Source organism: Mycolicibacterium insubricum (assembly GCF_010731615.1).
In the GTDB taxonomy this organism is placed as follows: Bacteria; Actinomycetota; Actinomycetes; order Mycobacteriales; family Mycobacteriaceae; genus Mycobacterium; species Mycobacterium insubricum.
Window position 1 is genome coordinate 2030012 of the sequence record NZ_AP022618.1, and the last position, 17228, is coordinate 2047239.

A 17228-nucleotide genomic window follows, 5' to 3' on the forward strand; every position below is an offset into this window, starting at 1 on the left:
ATCAATGCGAAAGCTTTCTGCGATCGCGGTACTGGCGGTGGCACTGCTGGGCGCCGGTTGCTCGAAGGACTCGTCGAACGCCCCGGTCACGACCACCGTGACCGTGACCACGCCGACCGTGTCCGGCACCCCGACGACGACGGCCGGTGTCCCGGCTCCCGCCCCGACGCGGACCTGGGGGACCGCGCCGCGTTCGGCGCCGGCCGCTACCTCGGGGTCGGTGGCCACCACGTCGAAGTCGGGCACGGCCGCGCCGTCCACATCGTCGACCGGGTCGGCGCCGTCCTCGACGTTGCCGCCGCCGGTTCTGCCGCCGTCGGGCACCGATCTCGGGCCCTGCGAGGGCCGAGAGGTGTGTCCCGGGGAGAACCCGGCCCCGGCCAACCAGGGTCCGGCGGCACCGGCGAACGAGGTACCGGCCAACCCGGCCCCGGCCGCTCCGGCCAATGAAGCTCCGGCGGCGCCCGCGAACGCGGTCCCCGCCAACCCGGCTCCGGCCAATGAGGCCCCGGCGAACGTCGCGCCGGCCAACGGATAACCACCCGAGTGCCGCACCGCACACCTGAAGTAGGTGTGCGGCGCGGGTCGTGACGGTGGCGATTGACTAGGCTTGGTGCTCGTGTCGCAAATCTCCCGAGACGACGTCGCGCACCTGGCCCGGCTGGCCCGGCTGACGCTGACCGACGACGAACTGGACAGCTTCTCCGGCCAACTGGACGCGATCCTCGATCACGTCGGGCGGATCCAGTCCGTCGACGTCACCGGGGTGCGGCCCACCGACAACCCGCTCAAGTCGGTGAACGTCACCCGGCCCGACGTCGTCGTCCCCAGCCTGACCCAGGACCAGGCGTTGCAGGAGGCACCGGCATCGGCCGACGGCCGGTTCGCCGTCCCGCAGATCCTGGGGGAGGGCGAATGAGCGCCGACGACCTCACCCGCCTCGATGCCGCGACGCTGGCCGCCGGGATCGCCGCCGGCGAACTGTCCTCGGTGGAGGTGACCCGGGCCCACCTGGACCGGATCGCGGCCACCGACGCCGACTACAACGCCTTTCTGCACGTGGCACCCGAGCAGGCCCTGGCCGCCGCCGCCGAGGTCGACAGGACCGTCGCCGCCGGGGAAACACTGCCGTCGTCGCTGGCCGGGGTGCCGCTGGCGCTCAAGGACGTGTTCACCACCACCGATATGCCCACCACCGCCGGGTCGAAGATTCTGGCGGGCTGGCGTTCCCCGTACGACGCGACGGTGACCGCGCGGCTGCGAGCCGCCGGCATCCCGATCCTGGGCAAGACCAACATGGATGAGTTCGCGATGGGCTCCTCCACCGAGAACTCCGCCTACGGCCCGACCCGCAACCCCTGGGACACCGACCGCGTTCCCGGCGGGTCCGGCGGCGGCAGCGCCGCGGCCCTGGCGGCATTCCAGGCGCCGCTGGCCATCGGCACCGACACCGGCGGTTCGATCCGCCAGCCCGCCGCGCTGACCGCGACCGTCGGCGTCAAACCCACCTACGGCACCGTCAGCCGCTACGGGCTGATCGCCTGCGCGTCGTCGCTGGACCAGGGCGGCCCGTGCGCGCGCACCGTGCTCGACACCGCGCTTCTGCACGAGGTCATCGCCGGGCACGATCCGCGCGACTCCACCTCGGTACCCGCGGCGGTTCCCGACGTCGTCGCCGCGGCGAGGGCCGGCGCGAACGGTGACCTGAGCGGCGTGCGGGTCGGCGTGGTCGCCCAGCTGCACCGCGGCGAGGGCTACCAGCCCGGCGTGCTGGAGTCGTTCAACGCCGCCGTCGAGCAGCTACGGGAACTCGGCGCGCAGATCAGCGAGGTGGACTGCCCGCACATCGACCAGTCGATGGCGGCCTACTACCTGATCCTGCCGTCGGAGGTCTCCAGCAACCTGGCGCGCTTCGACGCGATGCGCTACGGCCTGCGCGTCGGCGACGACGGCACACACAGCGCCGAAGAGGTCATGGCGCTGACCCGGGAAGCCGGGTTCGGCCCGGAAGTCAAGCGCCGCATCATGATCGGCACCTATGCGCTGTCCGCCGGGTACTACGACGCTTACTACAATCAGGCGCAGAAGGTCCGCACCCTGATCGCCGACGACCTGAACCGGGCGTACGAGTCCGTCGACGTGCTGATCAGCCCGACCACCCCGACCACCGCCTTCCGGCTGGGGGAAAAGGTCGACGACCCGCTGGCGATGTATCTGTTCGACCTGTGCACCCTGCCGCTGAACCTGGCCGGGCATGCCGGTATGTCGGTGCCCTCGGGGCTGTCGGCCGACGACGGGCTGCCGGTCGGCCTGCAGATCATGGCCCCGGCGCTGGCCGACGACCGGCTGTACCGGGTCGGCGCCGCGTATGAGGCCGTACGCGCCCCCATCGCGCTGCCGTAACCGAACCGACGTCGAGGTCAGTCGGCCCCGGGGGCCGCGGCAAACCAGGCGGTGGTCACCGTGCGGGTCTGCGGCGCGGGGTAGTCGGCGTTCGGATCGTCGGTTGCACCCACCAGCACGGTCCACTGCGACTGGTCCCGGTTGATGGTGGCCGGGCGGTTCGGGCTGGTCCTGCGCAGCACGTTGACCGTGCCGGTGCACGAGTAGGCCAGTTCGTAGCCGTCCTTGCGGACGTGCGCGCCGCCGGGTCCACCGGCGTACCCGCGGCACCGGCTGCCGTCGTCGAGTTCGATGGCGAACGGGGTCGGCGTGGAGATCGGGGTGACTGCGGGCAGGGTGCCGTCGTAGGTCACCCGGTGCAGTATGCGCGCCCACGGGTCACCGGCGCACAGCAGCGATCCGGGTGTGGCGGTCCAGCACACGTCGGCCGACGCCGCGGTGGGGTAGCAGGAGTAGACGCCGGCGGTGACCGCGGCCGGTGACGGGTTGCTGCAGTCGCTGACCTGGGCCGCCGATCCGCTCACCCGGTAGCCGTTGGCCGGCTGGCCCTGGGCGTTCACCGCGGTGACATTGACCATGGCGGTCGCCGGTGCGGCCTGGGCGGGCGCCGCCGCCGTGATCCCGGCCAACGCCAGGACTGCGGCGGGTAACGTCGTGATTCGCATATCCCGAGGGTAAGGGACGCCGGTCATCGCATCGGGCGCTTATTTTGCCGGCCTTCCCGGGTTCACCTATCCGGACTTCCCGTTCCGCTCGTTGATCCTGCCGGAACTGTTCGGCCTGCCGCCGCAGGTCGCCGACCTGCAATTTCAGCTTGTCGACCCGGCTCTTGAGGTCACCGGGTTTGTCCGCCATCTCTGCAACCACGACGCCCCGGGGCGCCCGCGCTCGTCGGTTATCCACAGGCATCCCGACGCCGCTGAAACCGTGAGAATTAGGATCGACGCATGAGTGTTGCCGCGACTGCAGACCTGCTCGACTACGACGACGTGATCGCTCGTTACGACCCGGTCATGGGCATGGAGGTGCACGTCGAGCTGTCGACGGCGACCAAGATGTTCTGCGGCTGCGCCAACCGGTTCGGTGCCGAGCCCAACACCCTGGTGTGCCCGACCTGTCTGGGCCTGCCGGGTGCACTGCCGGTGCTCAACGAGGCCGCGGTCTCCTCGGCGATCCGCATCGGGCTGGCGCTCAACTGTGAGATCGCGTCCTGGTGCCGGTTCGCCCGGAAGAACTACTTCTACCCGGACCAGCCGAAGAACTACCAGATCAGCCAGTACGACGAGCCGATCGCGTTCAACGGCTACCTCGATGTTCCACTGGAGGACGGCACCACCTGGCGGGTGGAGATCGAGCGGGCGCACATGGAGGAGGACACCGGCAAGCTGACCCACCTGGGCAGTGAGACCGGCCGGATCGCCGGTGCCACCACGTCGTTGGCCGATTTCAACCGTGCGGGTGTGCCGCTGATCGAGATCGTCACCAAGCCGATCGAGGGGGCCGGTGAACGGGCTCCGGAGATCGCCCGCGCCTACGTCACCGCGCTGCGGGATCTGCTGCGCGGTCTGGATGTGTCCGACGTGCGGATGGACCAGGGTTCCATGCGCTGTGACGCCAACGTCTCGCTGAAACCCAAGGGGGACAGCGAGTTCGGTACCCGTACCGAGACCAAGAATGTCAACTCGCTGAAAAGCGTTGAGGTGGCGGTCCGTTACGAGATGCGCCGCCAGGCCGCGGTGCTGACGTCCGGCGGTAGGGTCACCCAGGAGACCCGGCACTTCCACGAGGATGGCTACACCAGTGCGGGCCGCGCCAAGGAGACCGCCGAGGACTACCGCTACTTCCCGGAGCCCGACCTGGAACCCGTCGCACCCAGCGCCGAGCTCGTCGAGCAGCTGCGCACCACGATCCCCGAGCTTCCCTGGCTGGCGCGCAAGCGAATCCAGGATGAATGGGGTATCTCGGACGAGGTGATGCGCGACCTGGTCAACGCCGGGGCGGTCGAACTGGTGGCGGCCACGGTGGCCGCCGGGTCCTCCAGTGAATCCGCGCGCGCCTGGTGGGGCAGCTTCCTGATGCAGAAGGCCAACGAAGCCGGAGTTGCCGTGGCGGATCTGCCGATCACCCCGGTGCAGGTCGCCGCGGTCGTGCGGTTGGTCGACGACGGCAAGCTGTCCAACAAGCTGGCCCGCCAGGTCGTCGAGGGCGTGCTGGCCGGCGAGGGCGAGCCGGAGGCGGTGATGACCGCGCGCGGCCTGGCGCTGGTGCGCGACGATTCGCTGATCCAGAGCGCGGTCGACGAGGCCCTGGCTGCCAATCCCGATGTGGCGGAGAAGATCCGGGGCGGCAAGATCGCTGCCGCGGGCGCGATCGTCGGTGCGGTGATGAAGGCCACCAAGGGCCAGGCCGATGCCGCGCGGGTTCGGGAACTGGTCCTGCAGGCCTGCGGGGTTAGCTAGGTAACTAGTCCTTGTCGTCGTTGGCGCGCGGGAAGCCGCCGCCGGTCGGGAACAGCGGGAACACCACGTCGTCGTGCTGACCGGCGTCACCGACCGCACGGTTGATGGTGGCGGCCCAGATGTTGCCGTCGCCACCGACCTTGAGCGCCCAGGCGTGCCCGTGCGCATCCTGTCGGACCACCTCGGGGTCGCCGGTCACCGCGCCGCTACCGGTGTCCAGCCGGATTGCGACGGTCTGCTTGGTGTTCACCAGGTTGACCAGGACGGTCCCGTCCAGCGCGGCGCAGCCGGCCACCCCGGGCTTGTCCGGCCAGTTCCACACCGTGGACACCTTGGAGTCCTTGGTGATGCGCTGCAACCGGTCGCCCGACGGGCTGCGGTCGGTGACATACAGCGAGCCGTCCTTGGGGTCCAGGCACATTCCGCCGCCGGCGCCCAGACCGGACAGCGCCGTGGTGGTCGGCGCCTGGTTGACGGTGGTGGGCTGCTCGATCCGCAACACCTTGCCGGCCCGGGAGTTCGGGTCGTTGGCGGCCGCCGGGTCACCGGCGTCGCCCGTCTGCACCAACAGCGTGGTGGGGCTGGTGAACAGCAGCGATCCCGCGTTGCCGGTGGCGCCCTTGGGGATGCCGGTCAGGATGTCCTTGGGCACGTCGCCGTCGGCGATCCGGACCACCCGGTTGTCGGTGGGCGTGCTGATGTAGGCGTAGGTCAGCCGGTCCTGCTGGTAGCTCGGTGACTGCACGATGTCGAGCAGGCCGCCGTCACCGGCCGGATCGACCGGGATGACCATCTTGACTTCGGGTTCGGCGGCGATGGCGATCTTCTTCACGGCGCCGGTGGTGCGTTCGGCCACCAGCGCGGTCTTGCTGTCGGAGCCCATGATCAGTCCGCTGGTGGCTTCCAGGCAGCCCTGCATCACCCCGGTTGCCGGGCAGGCCTTGGGGAACGGGGTGCCGGGCAGCGGCGGCGGCGGATTGGTCGTTGTGGTCATCCCGCCGCCGCGCTTGGGTTCGGGGGTGAACGGCTCGGACTGGGCGTTGTCGAATCGCGCACAGCCCGACGACGCCAACACGACGGCCAGGGTCAGGCATGCCGCGGACAGCAGGTGACGACCCGGTCGGTGCAATTCCATGTCAGCAAGGTTACGGAGTGTCCGGAGGCACTCGCCACGCCAGTTCGGCGAGCGTGTCGCCGACAGCCCCGGGCCGGGGGGTAACGGTCTGGAAAATGATGGCCGAAAGCGCCGCTCAAATCCCCAATTCCCACAGTCGAGCACTTACCCTGGCAGGCGTGACCAGCTCATCGGAAGACCCACGCTGGCAGCGACCCGCTTCGTCGAGCCTGGTGGATCCCGAGGATGATCTCCCCGCCGACGACTACGGCGGTGACTTCGAGACCACCGCGATCCCGTCGTACCAAGGTTCGCCGGGCTCGTCGAGCTCCGGCCAGGACGTACTGCACGAGCCGGAACCGCTGCCGTATGTGCAACCCGCCGCCACTCGCTACAACACCGGACCGGTCGAGATCGAACCGATCGACGACGAGCGGGTCCGGGCGGCCGGCCGTCGCGGCACCCAGGATCTGGGGCTGCTGCTGCTGCGCGTCGGCTTCGGCGCGCTGCTGATCGCCCACGGTTTGAACAAGGTGTTCGGCTGGTGGGGTGGCACCGGCATGTCCGGGCTGCGCGACACCCTGACCGAGATGGGCTACCGGCACGTCGACATCCTTGGCTACGTCGCCGCGGGTACCCAGATCACCGCGGGCGTGCTGCTGGTCTTAGGCCTGTTCACCCCGCTGGCCGCGGCGGCGGCGCTGGCCTACCAAGTCAACACACTGCTGGCCGGGGTGAACTCCGACGGCGGTCACAACCTGGCGTTCTTCGCGCCGCAGGGCCACGAATACGACCTGACCCTGGCGGTGATCGCGGCCGTCATCACCCTCGTCGGGCCCGGTCGGTACGGATTCGACGCCGGCCGGGGCTGGGCGCGCCGGCCGTTCATCGGCTCGTTCTTCGCCCTGCTGCTGGGCATCGGCGCCGGTGTCGGCGTGTGGGTCCTGCTCAACGGAGCCAACCCGCTGGGTTGATCAACCGCCCGGCTTGATTGCGGGCGGTCCCGGCTTCACTCCGGCTTCGCCGGCACTCGCTGCGCTCGCGCCAACTCCGCCTGCGTTCGCCGAACCGCCCGGGTTGACCCCTCAGCGGTACGGATTGGGCACTCGACCGCCGCTGGCCGCGGTCAGCAGCGGGAGCGTGGCGAACGTGACGGCGGGCAGCGTCACCGAGGAACCGTCGCGCAACTCGGCACGCGCCCAGTTGCCGCCCTTGAAGCTGAGCCCGGAGATGTCGCTCCACGGGATGGTCCGGCCGCCGGTGAGGGTCCGCGCGGTGACCCCGTCGGCGTCGGCGGTGGTCCGCAGCCGGACGATCGCCACCGATCCCAGCACCGGGATCAGCAGCAGCGGCAGGGTCCAGACCCAGATCATCACCGGGATCAACAGGCCGAGGGCGAAGAAGCCGACCGCGAAGTGAGCCATCGGGGAGATGCGGATGACCACCGGCGTTTTCACGCGGGCCATCATACGGCCGCACCTCAGGTGGATTTGACGCCTGAGCGCTGCGAGGTCTACCGTCGTGACATGCAGATGTTGGTAGTACTTGGTCGGCGCGTTGGTGCGTGACCGGTCGTAGCTACCCGTATCACCAACGCGCAACCCTCGTGCAGCAGATGACGCTGACGGGGGTTTTTTGTTGCCCGGCCCACCGAACGAAACGGAAGAGGACACCGTGAGCGCACCTACGACGCGCCCCCCGCAACAGCCCGGGACCGGCGCCCCGGCACCCATTCCCGGTAATGGCGTCAAGCCCGCCGTGACCAGGGCGCCCGCGCAGACCGTCGCCCCGGTGCAGCTCACCGGTGCGCAAGCGGTGGTGCGGTCGTTGGAGGAAATCGGTGTCGACACCATCTTCGGCATCCCCGGCGGCGCGGTGCTGCCGGTGTACGACCCGCTGTACGACTCCACCAAGCTGCGGCACGTGCTGGTCCGCCACGAGCAGGGCGCCGGCCACGCCGCCAGCGGTTATGCGCACGCCACCGGCAAGGTCGGCGTCATGATGGCCACCTCCGGACCTGGCGCGACCAACCTGGTCACCCCGCTGGCCGACGCCCAGATGGACTCCATCCCGGTGGTCGCCATCACCGGTCAGGTCGGCCGGGGCCTGATCGGCACCGATGCCTTCCAAGAAGCCGACATCTCCGGCATCACCATGCCGATCACCAAGCACAACTTCCTGGTCAACAACGGCGACGACATCCCCCGGGTGATCGCCGAGGCATTCCACATCGCCGCCACGGGGCGCCCGGGAGCCGTGCTCGTCGACATCCCCAAGGACGTCCTGCAGGCACAGTGCACGTTCAGCTGGCCGCCGACCCTGGAACTGCCCGGCTACAAGCCCAACACCCGGCCGCACAGCCGCCAGATCCGGGAAGCGGCCCGCTGCATCGCGGGGTCGAGCAAACCGGTGCTCTACGTCGGCGGCGGAGTGATCCGCGGCGAGGCGACGGCCGAGTTGCTGGAACTCGCGGAACTGACCGGGATCCCAGTGGTCACCACCCTGATGGCCCGCGGCGCGTTCCCGGACAGCCACCCGCAGCACCTGGGGATGCCCGGTATGCACGGCTCGGTCGCCGCGGTGGCCGCGCTGCAGCGTGCCGACTTGCTGATTGCCCTGGGCACCCGGTTCGACGACCGGGTGACCGGCCAGCTGGATTCGTTCGCCCCGGACGCCAAGATCATCCACGCCGACATCGACCCGGCCGAGATCGGCAAGAACCGGCATGCCGACGTGCCGATCGTCGGTGACGTCAAGGCCGTCATCGTCGAGCTGATCGCCGCGCTGCGCAAGGCCGAGGTGCCCGGGAACCTGAACATGGAGTCCTGGTGGGAGTACCTGGGCGGATTGCGGGCGACCTACCCGCTGAGCTACGGACCGCAGAGCGACGGCAGCCTCAGCCCGGAGTTCGTCATCGAGAAGCTCGGTGAGATCGCCGGCCCGGAAGCGATCTATGTCGCCGGGGTGGGCCAGCACCAGATGTGGGCCGCGCAGTTCATCAAGTACGAGAAGCCCAAGACCTGGCTGAATTCCGGTGGTCTGGGGACCATGGGCTTCGCCATCCCGGCCGCGATGGGCGCCAAGTTGGCCCGGCCCGAGGCCGAGGTGTGGGCCGTCGACGGTGACGGCTGCTTCCAGATGACCAATCAGGAGCTGGCGACCTGCGCCATCGAAGGGGCGCCGATCAAGGTGGCCTTGATCAACAACGGCAACCTGGGCATGGTGCGCCAGTGGCAGACCCTGTTCTACGGCGAGCGGTACAGCCAGACCGATCTGGCCACCCACAGCCAGCGGATCCCGGACTTCGTCAAGCTGGCCGAGGCGATGGGGTGCGTCGGAATGCGTTGTGAGCGTGCCGAAGACGTCGAAGACGTGATCCGCGCGGCGCGGGAGATCAACGACCGCCCAGTGGTGATCGACTTCATCGTCGGTGCCGACGCCCAGGTGTGGCCGATGGTCGCCGCGGGCACCAGCAATGACCAGATCATGGCGGCCCGGGACATCCGCCCGCTGTTCGACAACGAGGATCAGGTGTGATGGACGCTTTGACTGCAGGAGCGCGAGCATGACGACGACGCACACCCTGTCGGTTCTGGTCGAGGACAAGCCCGGCGTGCTGGCCCGGGTGGCGGCGCTGTTTTCCCGGCGCGGCTACAACATCGAGTCGCTGGCCGTCGGCGCCACCGAGCAGAAGAACATGTCCCGGATGACGATCGTCGTCTCGGTGGAGGACTTCCCGCTGGAACAGATCACCAAGCAGCTCAACAAGCTGATCAACGTGATCAAGATCGTCGAGCAGGACGACGAGAACTCGGTGTCCCGTGAGCTGGCGCTGATCAAGGTCCGCGCCGACGCCGGTACCCGCAGTCAGGTGATCGAGGCGGTAAACCTGTTCCGCGCCAAGATCGTCGATGTGTCCACCGAATCGCTGACCGTCGAGGCCACCGGCACCCAGGAGAAGCTGGGCGCACTGCTGCGGGTGCTGGAGCCGTTCGGCATCCGGGAGATTGTGCAGTCCGGCATGGTGTCGGTGTCCCGCGGCCCGAAGGGGATCGGGACGGCGAAGTGATGGGTGACCACAATGCTTGGTCCCGCGGTGGGATGAGCCCGAAGGGGATCGGGACGGCGAAATAGCTTCCCCCAAACAGTTTTTGAGTGCAATACGCGATAAGCGCAACACAAGAAAAGGAAACAGCAAGTGGCAGTTGAGATGTTCTACGACGACGACGCCGACCTGTCGATCATCCAGGGCCGCAAGGTCGGTGTGATCGGGTACGGCAGCCAGGGACACGCGCATGCGCTGTCGCTGCGCGACTCCGGCGTGCAGGTCAAGGTCGGCCTGAAGGAGGGATCGAAGTCCCGCGAAAAGGTCACCGAGCAGGGCCTGGAGGTCGACACGCCGGCCGAGGTGGCCAAGTGGGCCGACGTGATCATGCTGCTGGCGCCGGACACCGCGCAGGCCGAGATCTTCACGAACGACATCGAGCCGAACCTCAAAGACGGCGATGCGCTGTTCTTCGGGCACGGCCTCAACATCCACTTCGGACTGATCAAGCCGCCGGCCAACGTCACCATCGGAATGGTCGCCCCGAAGGGACCCGGCCACCTGGTGCGCCGTCAGTTCGTCGACGGCAAGGGCGTTCCCTGCCTGATCGCCGTCGACCAGGACCCCAAGGGCGAGGGCCAGGCGCTCGCGCTGTCCTACGCCAAGGGCATCGGCGGCGCCCGGGCCGGCGTCATCAAGACCACCTTCAAGGAAGAAACCGAGACCGACCTGTTCGGTGAGCAGGCCGTGCTGTGCGGTGGCACCGAGGAACTGGTAAAGACCGGGTTCGAGGTCATGGTCGAGGCCGGCTACGCCCCGGAGATGGCCTACTTCGAGGTGCTGCACGAGCTGAAGCTGATCGTCGACCTCATGTACGAGGGGGGCATCGCCCGGATGAACTACTCGGTGAGTGACACCGCGGAGTTCGGCGGGTACCTGTCCGGCCCGCGGGTCATCGACGCCGACACCAAGGAGCGGATGCGCGCCATCCTCTCCGACATCCAGGACGGCACCTTCGTCAAGCGCCTGGTTGCCAACGTCGAGGGCGGCAACAAGGAGCTCGAGGCACTGCGCAAGAAGAACGCCGAGCACCCGATCGAAGTCACCGGCAAGAAGCTGCGCGACCTGATGAGCTGGGTGGACCGGCCCATCACCGAAACCGCGTAGCGAGTCGACCGCTGCCGAGGCCCGTCCCGAAACATCGGGGCGGGCTTCGTCGCGTCACGGCTCCAGAGTCGGCACCCGGAGGCGGAATTCGCGCTTGAGCACTGTGCGGGCGGCGTAGAAGCCCGCCATTCCGTGCACGCCGCCGTTGGGTGGGGTGGCCGCCGAACACAGGTAGGCCTGCGGCATCGGCAACGCCCACGGGTTGGCGCGCAGCGTCGGTCCGGCGAAGGTGCGCCACAGCGAATTGCCGCCGCCGGTGATGTCACCGCCGACCAGGTTGGCGTTGTGCTCGGCCATCTGTGGCGCGGGCACGCTACGCACGGCCAGCACCACGTCGCGGAAGCCGGGCGCGAACCGCTCCACCGTGGCGGTGGCGGCTTCGGCCTGATCGACGGGCGAGCCGTGCGGCACGTGCACGTAGGTCCAGAACGGGCGCCGGCCGCGGTCGTCGATGCGTCCCGGGTCGCCGACGTGCGGGGAGGCGCCCAGCACCATCGGGTGCTCGGCGTGCCGGCCGGCGGCTACGGCGGATTCGGCGGCGGCCATCTGGTCGCGGTCGCCGCCGAGGTGGAACATCGCCACCTCGGCCAGTCGCGGATCGGCCCACGGGATGTCCCCGGACAGCACGAAGTCGACCTTGGCGACCCCCGAGCGGTACCGCAGCCGCCGCAGTGCGGCCGCATATCGCGGCGGCAGCCGATCGCCGTAGATGTCCAGCAGCGCGCGGGCCGGGGTGTCGAAGATCACCACGCCGGGGGGCGGAGTGGTGACCGGCTGCCCGAGGACGAGTTCACCGCCGTGCCGGGCGAAGTCGTCGAGCAGCGCGTCGGCGATCGCCTGGCTGCCGCCGATCGGCACCGGCCAGCCCACGGTGTGGGCCAGCGCCGCGAGCACGGTGCCCAGACCTGCGGCCGGTAGCGACGGCAGCGGCGATACGGCGTGGGCGGCGACCCCGGCGAACAGGGCACGGGCGTCGTCCCCGCGCAGCAACCGCCACGCCGGGCTGCCCTGGGCGCCCACCCGCAGGCCCAGCCGCGCGGCCAGGACCGGATGCGGCGGCACCGAGCGCTTGTCGCTCAACATGACCTCGGCGGCGGCCGTCGGCGACGCGGTCAACGGCGCGAACAGCGCGCGCCACGAATCCGGGTGCGACAGTTCGGCGCAGGTGCGTTCCAGATCCCGGTAGGCCAGCAGAGCCGGCCGCCCGGACAGCGGATTGGCGTAGGAGAGCGCGGGAACCGTCAGTCCGATCCGGTCGGCCAGCCCGAATTCCCGGAAGAACGGCGAGGCCAGCGCCATCGGGTGGATGGCCGAGCAGACGTCGTGCGCGACGCCGCCGAACTCCGGGTCGGCCAGCGTCCGCACACCGCCACCGGCGGTGGTTTGGCCCTCGATGATCCGAACCCGCAGCCCGGCCCTGGCGCACACGACAGCGGCGGCGAGGCCATTGGGTCCGGATCCCACAACGGTGACGTCCACCCGTCCAGTACACCGCATACCTGGCCGACCGACCTGAGGTTGCCCATACCCGACCCTTTAGGCTGTCCGGGTGACTCTTCCCGTTGTACTGATCGCCGACAAGCTGGCCGAATCGACCGTGGCCGCCCTGGGAGACCAGGTCGAGGTCCGCTGGGTCGACGGCCCGGACCGGCCGAAACTCCTGGAAGCGGTGGCCGACGCCGACGCCCTGCTGGTCCGCTCGGCCACCACCGTGGACGCCGAGGTGTTGGCCGCCGCGCCGAAACTCAAGATCGTCGCCCGCGCCGGCGTGGGCCTGGACAACGTCGACGTCGATGCGGCCACCGCCCGCGGTGTGCTGGTGGTCAACGCCCCGACCTCCAACATCCACAGCGCCGCCGAGCACGCCGTCGCGCTGCTGCTGTCGGCCGCCCGGCAGGTGCCGGCCGCCGACGCCACCCTGCGCGAGCGCACCTGGAAGCGCTCGAAGTTCTCCGGCGTGGAACTGTTCGGCAAGACCGTCGGCGTGGTGGGCCTGGGCCGCATCGGGCAACTGGTCGCGCACCGGCTGGCCGCCTTCGACACCCACATCGTGGCCTACGACCCGTACGTGCCGGCCGCCCGCGCCGCCCAGCTGGGCATCGAGCTGCTGCCGCTGGATGAGGTGCTGGCCCGCGCGGACTTCATCACCGTGCATCTGCCCAAGACGCCGGAGACCGCCGGTCTGCTGAACCGTGAGGCGCTGGCCAAGACCAAGCCCGGCGTGGTCATCGTCAACGCCGCCCGCGGCGGCCTGATCGACGAGCAGGCACTCGCCGACGCCATCACCAGCGGCCACGTGCGCGGCGCCGGACTCGACGTCTTTTCCACCGAGCCGTGCACCGACAGCCCGCTGTTCGAACTCGAGCAGGTGGTGGTGACCCCGCACCTGGGCGCCTCCACCGCCGAGGCGCAGGACCGGGCCGGCACCGACGTCGCCGAGAGCGTGAAGCTGGCCCTGGCCGGCGAGTTCGTGCCGGACGCGGTGAACGTCGGCGGCGGCGTGGTGGGCGACGAGGTCGCTCCCTGGCTGGACTTGGTTAGCAAGCTCGGTGTGCTGGTGGGTGCGCTGGCCCCGGCCGCGCCGGTGTCGCTGGGCGTGCACATCTACGGCGAGCTGGCCGCCGAGGACGCCGACATCCTGGCTCTGGCCGCGCTACGCGGCCTGTTCTCCACCGTGGTGTCCGAGCAGGTGACGTTCGTCAACACCCCGGCGCTGGCAGCCGAGCGCGGGGTGACCGCGGAGCTGACCAAGACCGCGGAGAGCCGCAACCACCGCAGCGCGGTCGATGTCGTCGCCGTGCTGTCGGACGGTTCGACGGTCAATGTGGCCGGCACGCTCGCTGGCCCGGCGGCGGTGCAGAAGATCATCCAGATCAACGGCCGCAACCTGGACCTGCGGGCCTCGGGCCACAACATGATCGTCAACTACCGCGACCAGCCCGGCGCGCTGGGCAAGATCGGCACGCTGCTCGGTGCGGCGGATGTCAACATCGAGGCGGCCCAGCTGTCCCAGGACGCCGAGGGCGACGGTGCCACCATCATGCTGCGGCTCGACCGTGACGTGCCGGAGGACGTGCGCACCCAGATCGCCGACGCGGTCGGCGCCACCCTGCTGAAAGTGGTAGCGCTGTAATGAAACTCGCAATCATCGCCGGTGACGGTATCGGCCCGGAGGTCATCGGCCAGGCGGTACGGGTGCTCGACGTGGTGCTGCCCGGTGTCGAGGCGACCGAGTACGACCTGGGTGCCCGGCGCTACCACGCGACCGGGGAATTGCTGACCGACGAGATCATCGAGGAACTGCGCGGCTACGACGCGATCCTGCTCGGCGCGATCGGTGACCCGTCGGTGCCGTCCGGGGTGCTCGAACGCGGCCTGCTGCTCAAACTGCGCTTCGCCCTCGACCACCACATCAACCTGCGGCCGTCGAAGCTGCAGACCGGGGTGGATTCGCCGCTGGCCGGAAACCCGGACATCGACTTTGTCGTCGTGCGCGAGGGCACCGAGGGCCCTTACACCGGAACCGGCGGCGCGATCCGCGTCGGCACCGAGCACGAGGTGGCCACCGAGGTCAGCCTCAACACCGCGTTCGGCATCGAACGGGTGGTGCGTGACGCGTTCGCCCGCGCCCAGACCCGACGCAAGCACCTGACCCTGGTGCACAAGACCAACGTGTTGACCTTCGCCGGCGCGCTGTGGCTGCGCATCGTCGAGCAGGTCGGCAAGGAATACCCCGACGTCGAGGTGGCCTATCAGCACATCGATGCGGCGACCATTCACCTGGTCACCGATCCGGGCCGGTTCGACGTGATCGTCACCGACAACCTGTTCGGTGACATCATCACCGACCTGGCGGCGGCAGTGTCCGGCGGAATCGGGTTGGCCGCCAGCGGCAATATCGACGGTTCCCGGCGCAACCCGTCGATGTTCGAGCCGGTGCACGGTAGTGCCCCCGATATCGCCGGCCAGGGCATTGCCGATCCGACGGCCGCCGTGATGAGCGTGGCACTGCTGCTGTCGCACCTTGGGGAGGACGAGGCCGCCGCCCGGGTGGACCGTGCCGTGGAGGCCCACCTGGCCAGCCGCGGCGACGCCAAGCTGTCCACCTCCGAGGTCGGCGACCGGATCCTGGCGAACCTGTAACCAGCACCGCCCCGTCGGTATAGATTCGGCCACTAGACAGATTCGCGTAGTTGTCTAGTAGGGGTGCGCATGGGCTTTACCAGTCCCGATCTGCCGAAGGTGGATCCCGACGAGTGGCGGCGCGGCAGCCGCGCGCAGCGGTTGCGCCCGATGGCGCGTCACATCGCCGAGCGCGGCATGGGCTATCCCGACGTGTTCTACGTGCTCTACGCCATCAAGATCGTGGTGTACATCCTGGGCGGTCTGGGATTCGCCCTGACCACCAAGGGGATTGACGGCTGGGGCAACATCGGTACCTGGTGGAGCGAACCGATCGTCTTCCAGAAGGTGGTGCTCTGGTCGCTGCTGTTCGAGGTGCTCGGCCTGGGCTGCGGGTTCGGCCCGCTGACCGGAAAGGTGATGCCGCCACTGGGATCTCCGCTGTACTGGCTGCGCACCGGGACCATCCGGCTGCCACCGTGGCCGGGCCGGATCCCCGGGACCGCCGGGGACCGGCGCACCGTCGGCGACGTGGTGGCGTACGCGGGCCTGCTGATTGCGGTCCTCTATGCGCTGTGTTCTGACGGCACCGGTCCGGTGGCCGGGCTGGATTCGGCCGTGGGACAACTGCCGGCCTGGAAGCCCGCGGTGGTGGTGGGGCTGCTGGCGCTGATCGGCCTGCGGGACAAGACGATCTTTCTGGCGGCCCGCGGCGAGGTGTACGGCACGCTGACGCTGATGTTCGTCATCCCCGGGGTGACGATGATCGTCGGGGCGAAGTTCGTACTGCTGGCCATCTGGCTCGGGGCGGCGGTGTCGAAGATGAATCGCCACTTCCCGTATGTGATCGCCACCATGATGGCCAACAATCCGTTCATCCGGGTCAAGGCATTGCGGCGCAGCTTCTTCCGCCGCTATCCCGACGATCTGCAACCCAGCTGGATCCCGCGTCTACTGGCCCACATCGGCACCGCGATCGAACTGCTGGTACCACCGGTGCTGTTCTTCTCCCACGGGGGTGTGGTGACCTATGTCGGCGCCGCGATCCTGATCCTGCTGCACGTGATCATCCTGTTCTCGATTCCGCTCGGTGTGCCCCTGGAGTGGAACGTCTTCATGATCTTTTCGGTGGCAACGCTTTTCGTGGACAAGGCGGCAATCGGTCCGGCCGACATGGTGTTCCCGTGGGCCGCTCTGGTGATCGCGGTGATGTCTGTCGTCGTGGTGACGGTGGTGATCGGCAACCTGTTCCCCAAGCGGGTGTCGTTCCTGCCCGGTATGCGGTACTACGCCGGCAACTGGGACGTCTCGGTGTGGTGCGTGACGGAGTCGGCGTGCGACAAGATCGCCGACGCCCGCATCGGGCTGGGTCTGTTGCCGCACAAGCAGATCGAGAAGTTCTACGGCGCCGAGGACGCCGAGGTGCCCAAAGAACTCGCGCTGGCTTTCCGGGTGATGTTCGCCAACGGCCGGGCGCTACTGACCCTGCTGGGCCGGGCGCTTCCGGCGGGCCGCGAACGGGACTATGCGATCCTGGAGGGCGAGCAGTTCTGCGCCTACGCCGTGGGCTGGAACTTCGGCGACGGGCACCTGCACAACGAGCAGCTGATCGACGCGCTGCAGTCGCGGTGCGGGTTCGCCCCCGGTGAGGTACGGGTGATCCTGGTCGACGGTCAGCCGATCCACCGGCAGTCCCACGAGTACCGGCTGGTCGACGCTGCCACCGGCGAATTCGAACGCGGCACCTTCCGGGTGGCCGACACCTGTGCCCGCCAGCCCTGGCAGGACGACGTCCCGGTGCAGGTGGCGAACTAGCTCGACGGGATTTCGAAGGTGAATTCGCGGTGTGCGGACAAGGGTGACTTCGTCGCCGGCTGCGTCCCCGAGATACACAGGTAGCACTGCTGGACAGCGCCGG

The 17228-nt window shown here is 69.1% G+C and carries 16 protein-coding genes; 12 read left to right on the plus strand and 4 right to left on the minus strand.

All coding sequences use genetic code 11. The features are described 5' to 3' along the window. Positions 1–4: 4 nt before the first annotated feature. The 3 genes from G6N16_RS21590 to gatA all read left to right on the plus strand — a co-directional run bounded on the left by G6N16_RS21590 (position 5) and on the right by gatA (position 2403). Positions 5–538, plus strand: a complete 534-nt coding sequence (locus G6N16_RS21590) for a hypothetical protein (protein WP_179961192.1) — start codon at positions 5–7, stop codon at positions 536–538. Between the two features lie 81 nt (positions 539–619). Beyond that, entirely contained in the window at positions 620–919 is a 300-nt protein-coding gene (gatC, locus tag G6N16_RS09730; protein WP_083029914.1) for an Asp-tRNA(Asn)/Glu-tRNA(Gln) amidotransferase subunit GatC, read from the plus strand. After that, positions 916–2403 carry an Asp-tRNA(Asn)/Glu-tRNA(Gln) amidotransferase subunit GatA gene (gene gatA / locus G6N16_RS09735; RefSeq protein WP_083029897.1) on the plus strand — a complete coding sequence of 496 codons (1488 nt, stop codon included), beginning with the start codon at positions 916–918 and terminating at the stop codon, positions 2401–2403. The genes gatC and gatA overlap by 4 nt, the downstream gene beginning before the upstream one ends. Positions 2404–2420: 17 nt before the next feature. Here the strand turns inward: gatA and G6N16_RS09740 are convergent, their stop codons facing one another. Beyond that, entirely contained in the window at positions 2421–3068 is a 648-nt protein-coding gene (locus tag G6N16_RS09740) for a hypothetical protein (RefSeq protein ID WP_083029896.1), read from the minus strand. 91 nt (positions 3069–3159) lie between these two features. Between G6N16_RS09740 and G6N16_RS09745 the strand changes: the two genes are divergently transcribed. Both G6N16_RS09745 and gatB read left to right on the plus strand, forming a co-directional pair. After that, positions 3160–3354, plus strand: coding sequence for a hypothetical protein (locus tag G6N16_RS09745; protein WP_083029895.1), 195 nt, complete (start codon positions 3160–3162; stop codon positions 3352–3354). Beyond that, positions 3351–4862, plus strand: a complete 1512-nt coding sequence (gatB, locus tag G6N16_RS09750) for an Asp-tRNA(Asn)/Glu-tRNA(Gln) amidotransferase subunit GatB (RefSeq protein WP_083029894.1) — start codon at positions 3351–3353, stop codon at positions 4860–4862. The genes G6N16_RS09745 and gatB overlap by 4 nt, the downstream gene beginning before the upstream one ends. A gap of 4 nt (positions 4863–4866) precedes the next feature. On the opposite strand, the gene G6N16_RS09755 is transcribed toward gatB, so the two are convergent. Then, positions 4867–5997: a PQQ-dependent sugar dehydrogenase gene (locus tag G6N16_RS09755; RefSeq protein WP_083029893.1), complete on the minus strand. Its 1131-nt coding sequence runs from the start codon at positions 5995–5997 to the stop codon at positions 4867–4869. A 158-nt stretch (positions 5998–6155) separates the two neighbouring features. Between G6N16_RS09755 and G6N16_RS09760 the strand changes: the two genes are divergently transcribed. After that, positions 6156–6950, plus strand: a complete 795-nt coding sequence (locus G6N16_RS09760) for a DoxX family protein (protein ID WP_083029892.1) — start codon at positions 6156–6158, stop codon at positions 6948–6950. 111 nt (positions 6951–7061) lie between these two features. Here the strand turns inward: G6N16_RS09760 and G6N16_RS09765 are convergent, their stop codons facing one another. Then, positions 7062–7400: a PH domain-containing protein gene (locus G6N16_RS09765; protein ID WP_407663686.1), complete on the minus strand. Its 339-nt coding sequence runs from the start codon at positions 7398–7400 to the stop codon at positions 7062–7064. A 250-nt stretch (positions 7401–7650) separates the two neighbouring features. On the opposite strand from G6N16_RS09765, the gene G6N16_RS09770 reads away from it, so the two are divergent. The 3 genes from G6N16_RS09770 (at position 7651) to ilvC (ending at position 11188) form a co-directional block, all read left to right on the plus strand. After that, positions 7651–9513: an acetolactate synthase large subunit gene (locus G6N16_RS09770; RefSeq protein WP_083029890.1), complete on the plus strand. Its 1863-nt coding sequence runs from the start codon at positions 7651–7653 to the stop codon at positions 9511–9513. A 28-nt stretch (positions 9514–9541) separates the two neighbouring features. Next, on the plus strand, positions 9542–10045 hold the full coding sequence (gene ilvN, locus G6N16_RS09775; protein ID WP_083029889.1) for an acetolactate synthase small subunit: 504 nt from the start codon (positions 9542–9544) through the stop codon (positions 10043–10045). 141 nt (positions 10046–10186) lie between these two features. Further along, positions 10187–11188, plus strand: coding sequence for a ketol-acid reductoisomerase (gene ilvC, locus G6N16_RS09780; protein WP_179961253.1), 1002 nt, complete (start codon positions 10187–10189; stop codon positions 11186–11188). A gap of 54 nt (positions 11189–11242) precedes the next feature. Here the strand turns inward: ilvC and G6N16_RS09785 are convergent, their stop codons facing one another. Then, positions 11243–12667, minus strand: coding sequence for a phytoene desaturase family protein (locus G6N16_RS09785; RefSeq protein WP_083029887.1), 1425 nt, complete (start codon positions 12665–12667; stop codon positions 11243–11245). A 70-nt stretch (positions 12668–12737) separates the two neighbouring features. Between G6N16_RS09785 and serA the strand changes: the two genes are divergently transcribed. From serA to G6N16_RS09800, 3 genes are all read left to right on the plus strand, one after another. Further along, positions 12738–14321 carry a phosphoglycerate dehydrogenase gene (gene serA, locus G6N16_RS09790; RefSeq protein WP_083029886.1) on the plus strand — a complete coding sequence of 528 codons (1584 nt, stop codon included), beginning with the start codon at positions 12738–12740 and terminating at the stop codon, positions 14319–14321. Then, positions 14321–15331, plus strand: coding sequence for a 3-isopropylmalate dehydrogenase (locus G6N16_RS09795; RefSeq protein ID WP_083029885.1), 1011 nt, complete (start codon positions 14321–14323; stop codon positions 15329–15331). The genes serA and G6N16_RS09795 overlap by 1 nt, the downstream gene beginning before the upstream one ends. 69 nt (positions 15332–15400) lie before the next feature. Further along, on the plus strand, positions 15401–17125 hold the full coding sequence (locus G6N16_RS09800; RefSeq protein ID WP_083029884.1) for a DUF3556 domain-containing protein: 1725 nt from the start codon (positions 15401–15403) through the stop codon (positions 17123–17125). The last annotated feature ends 103 nt before the right edge of the window (positions 17126–17228 follow it).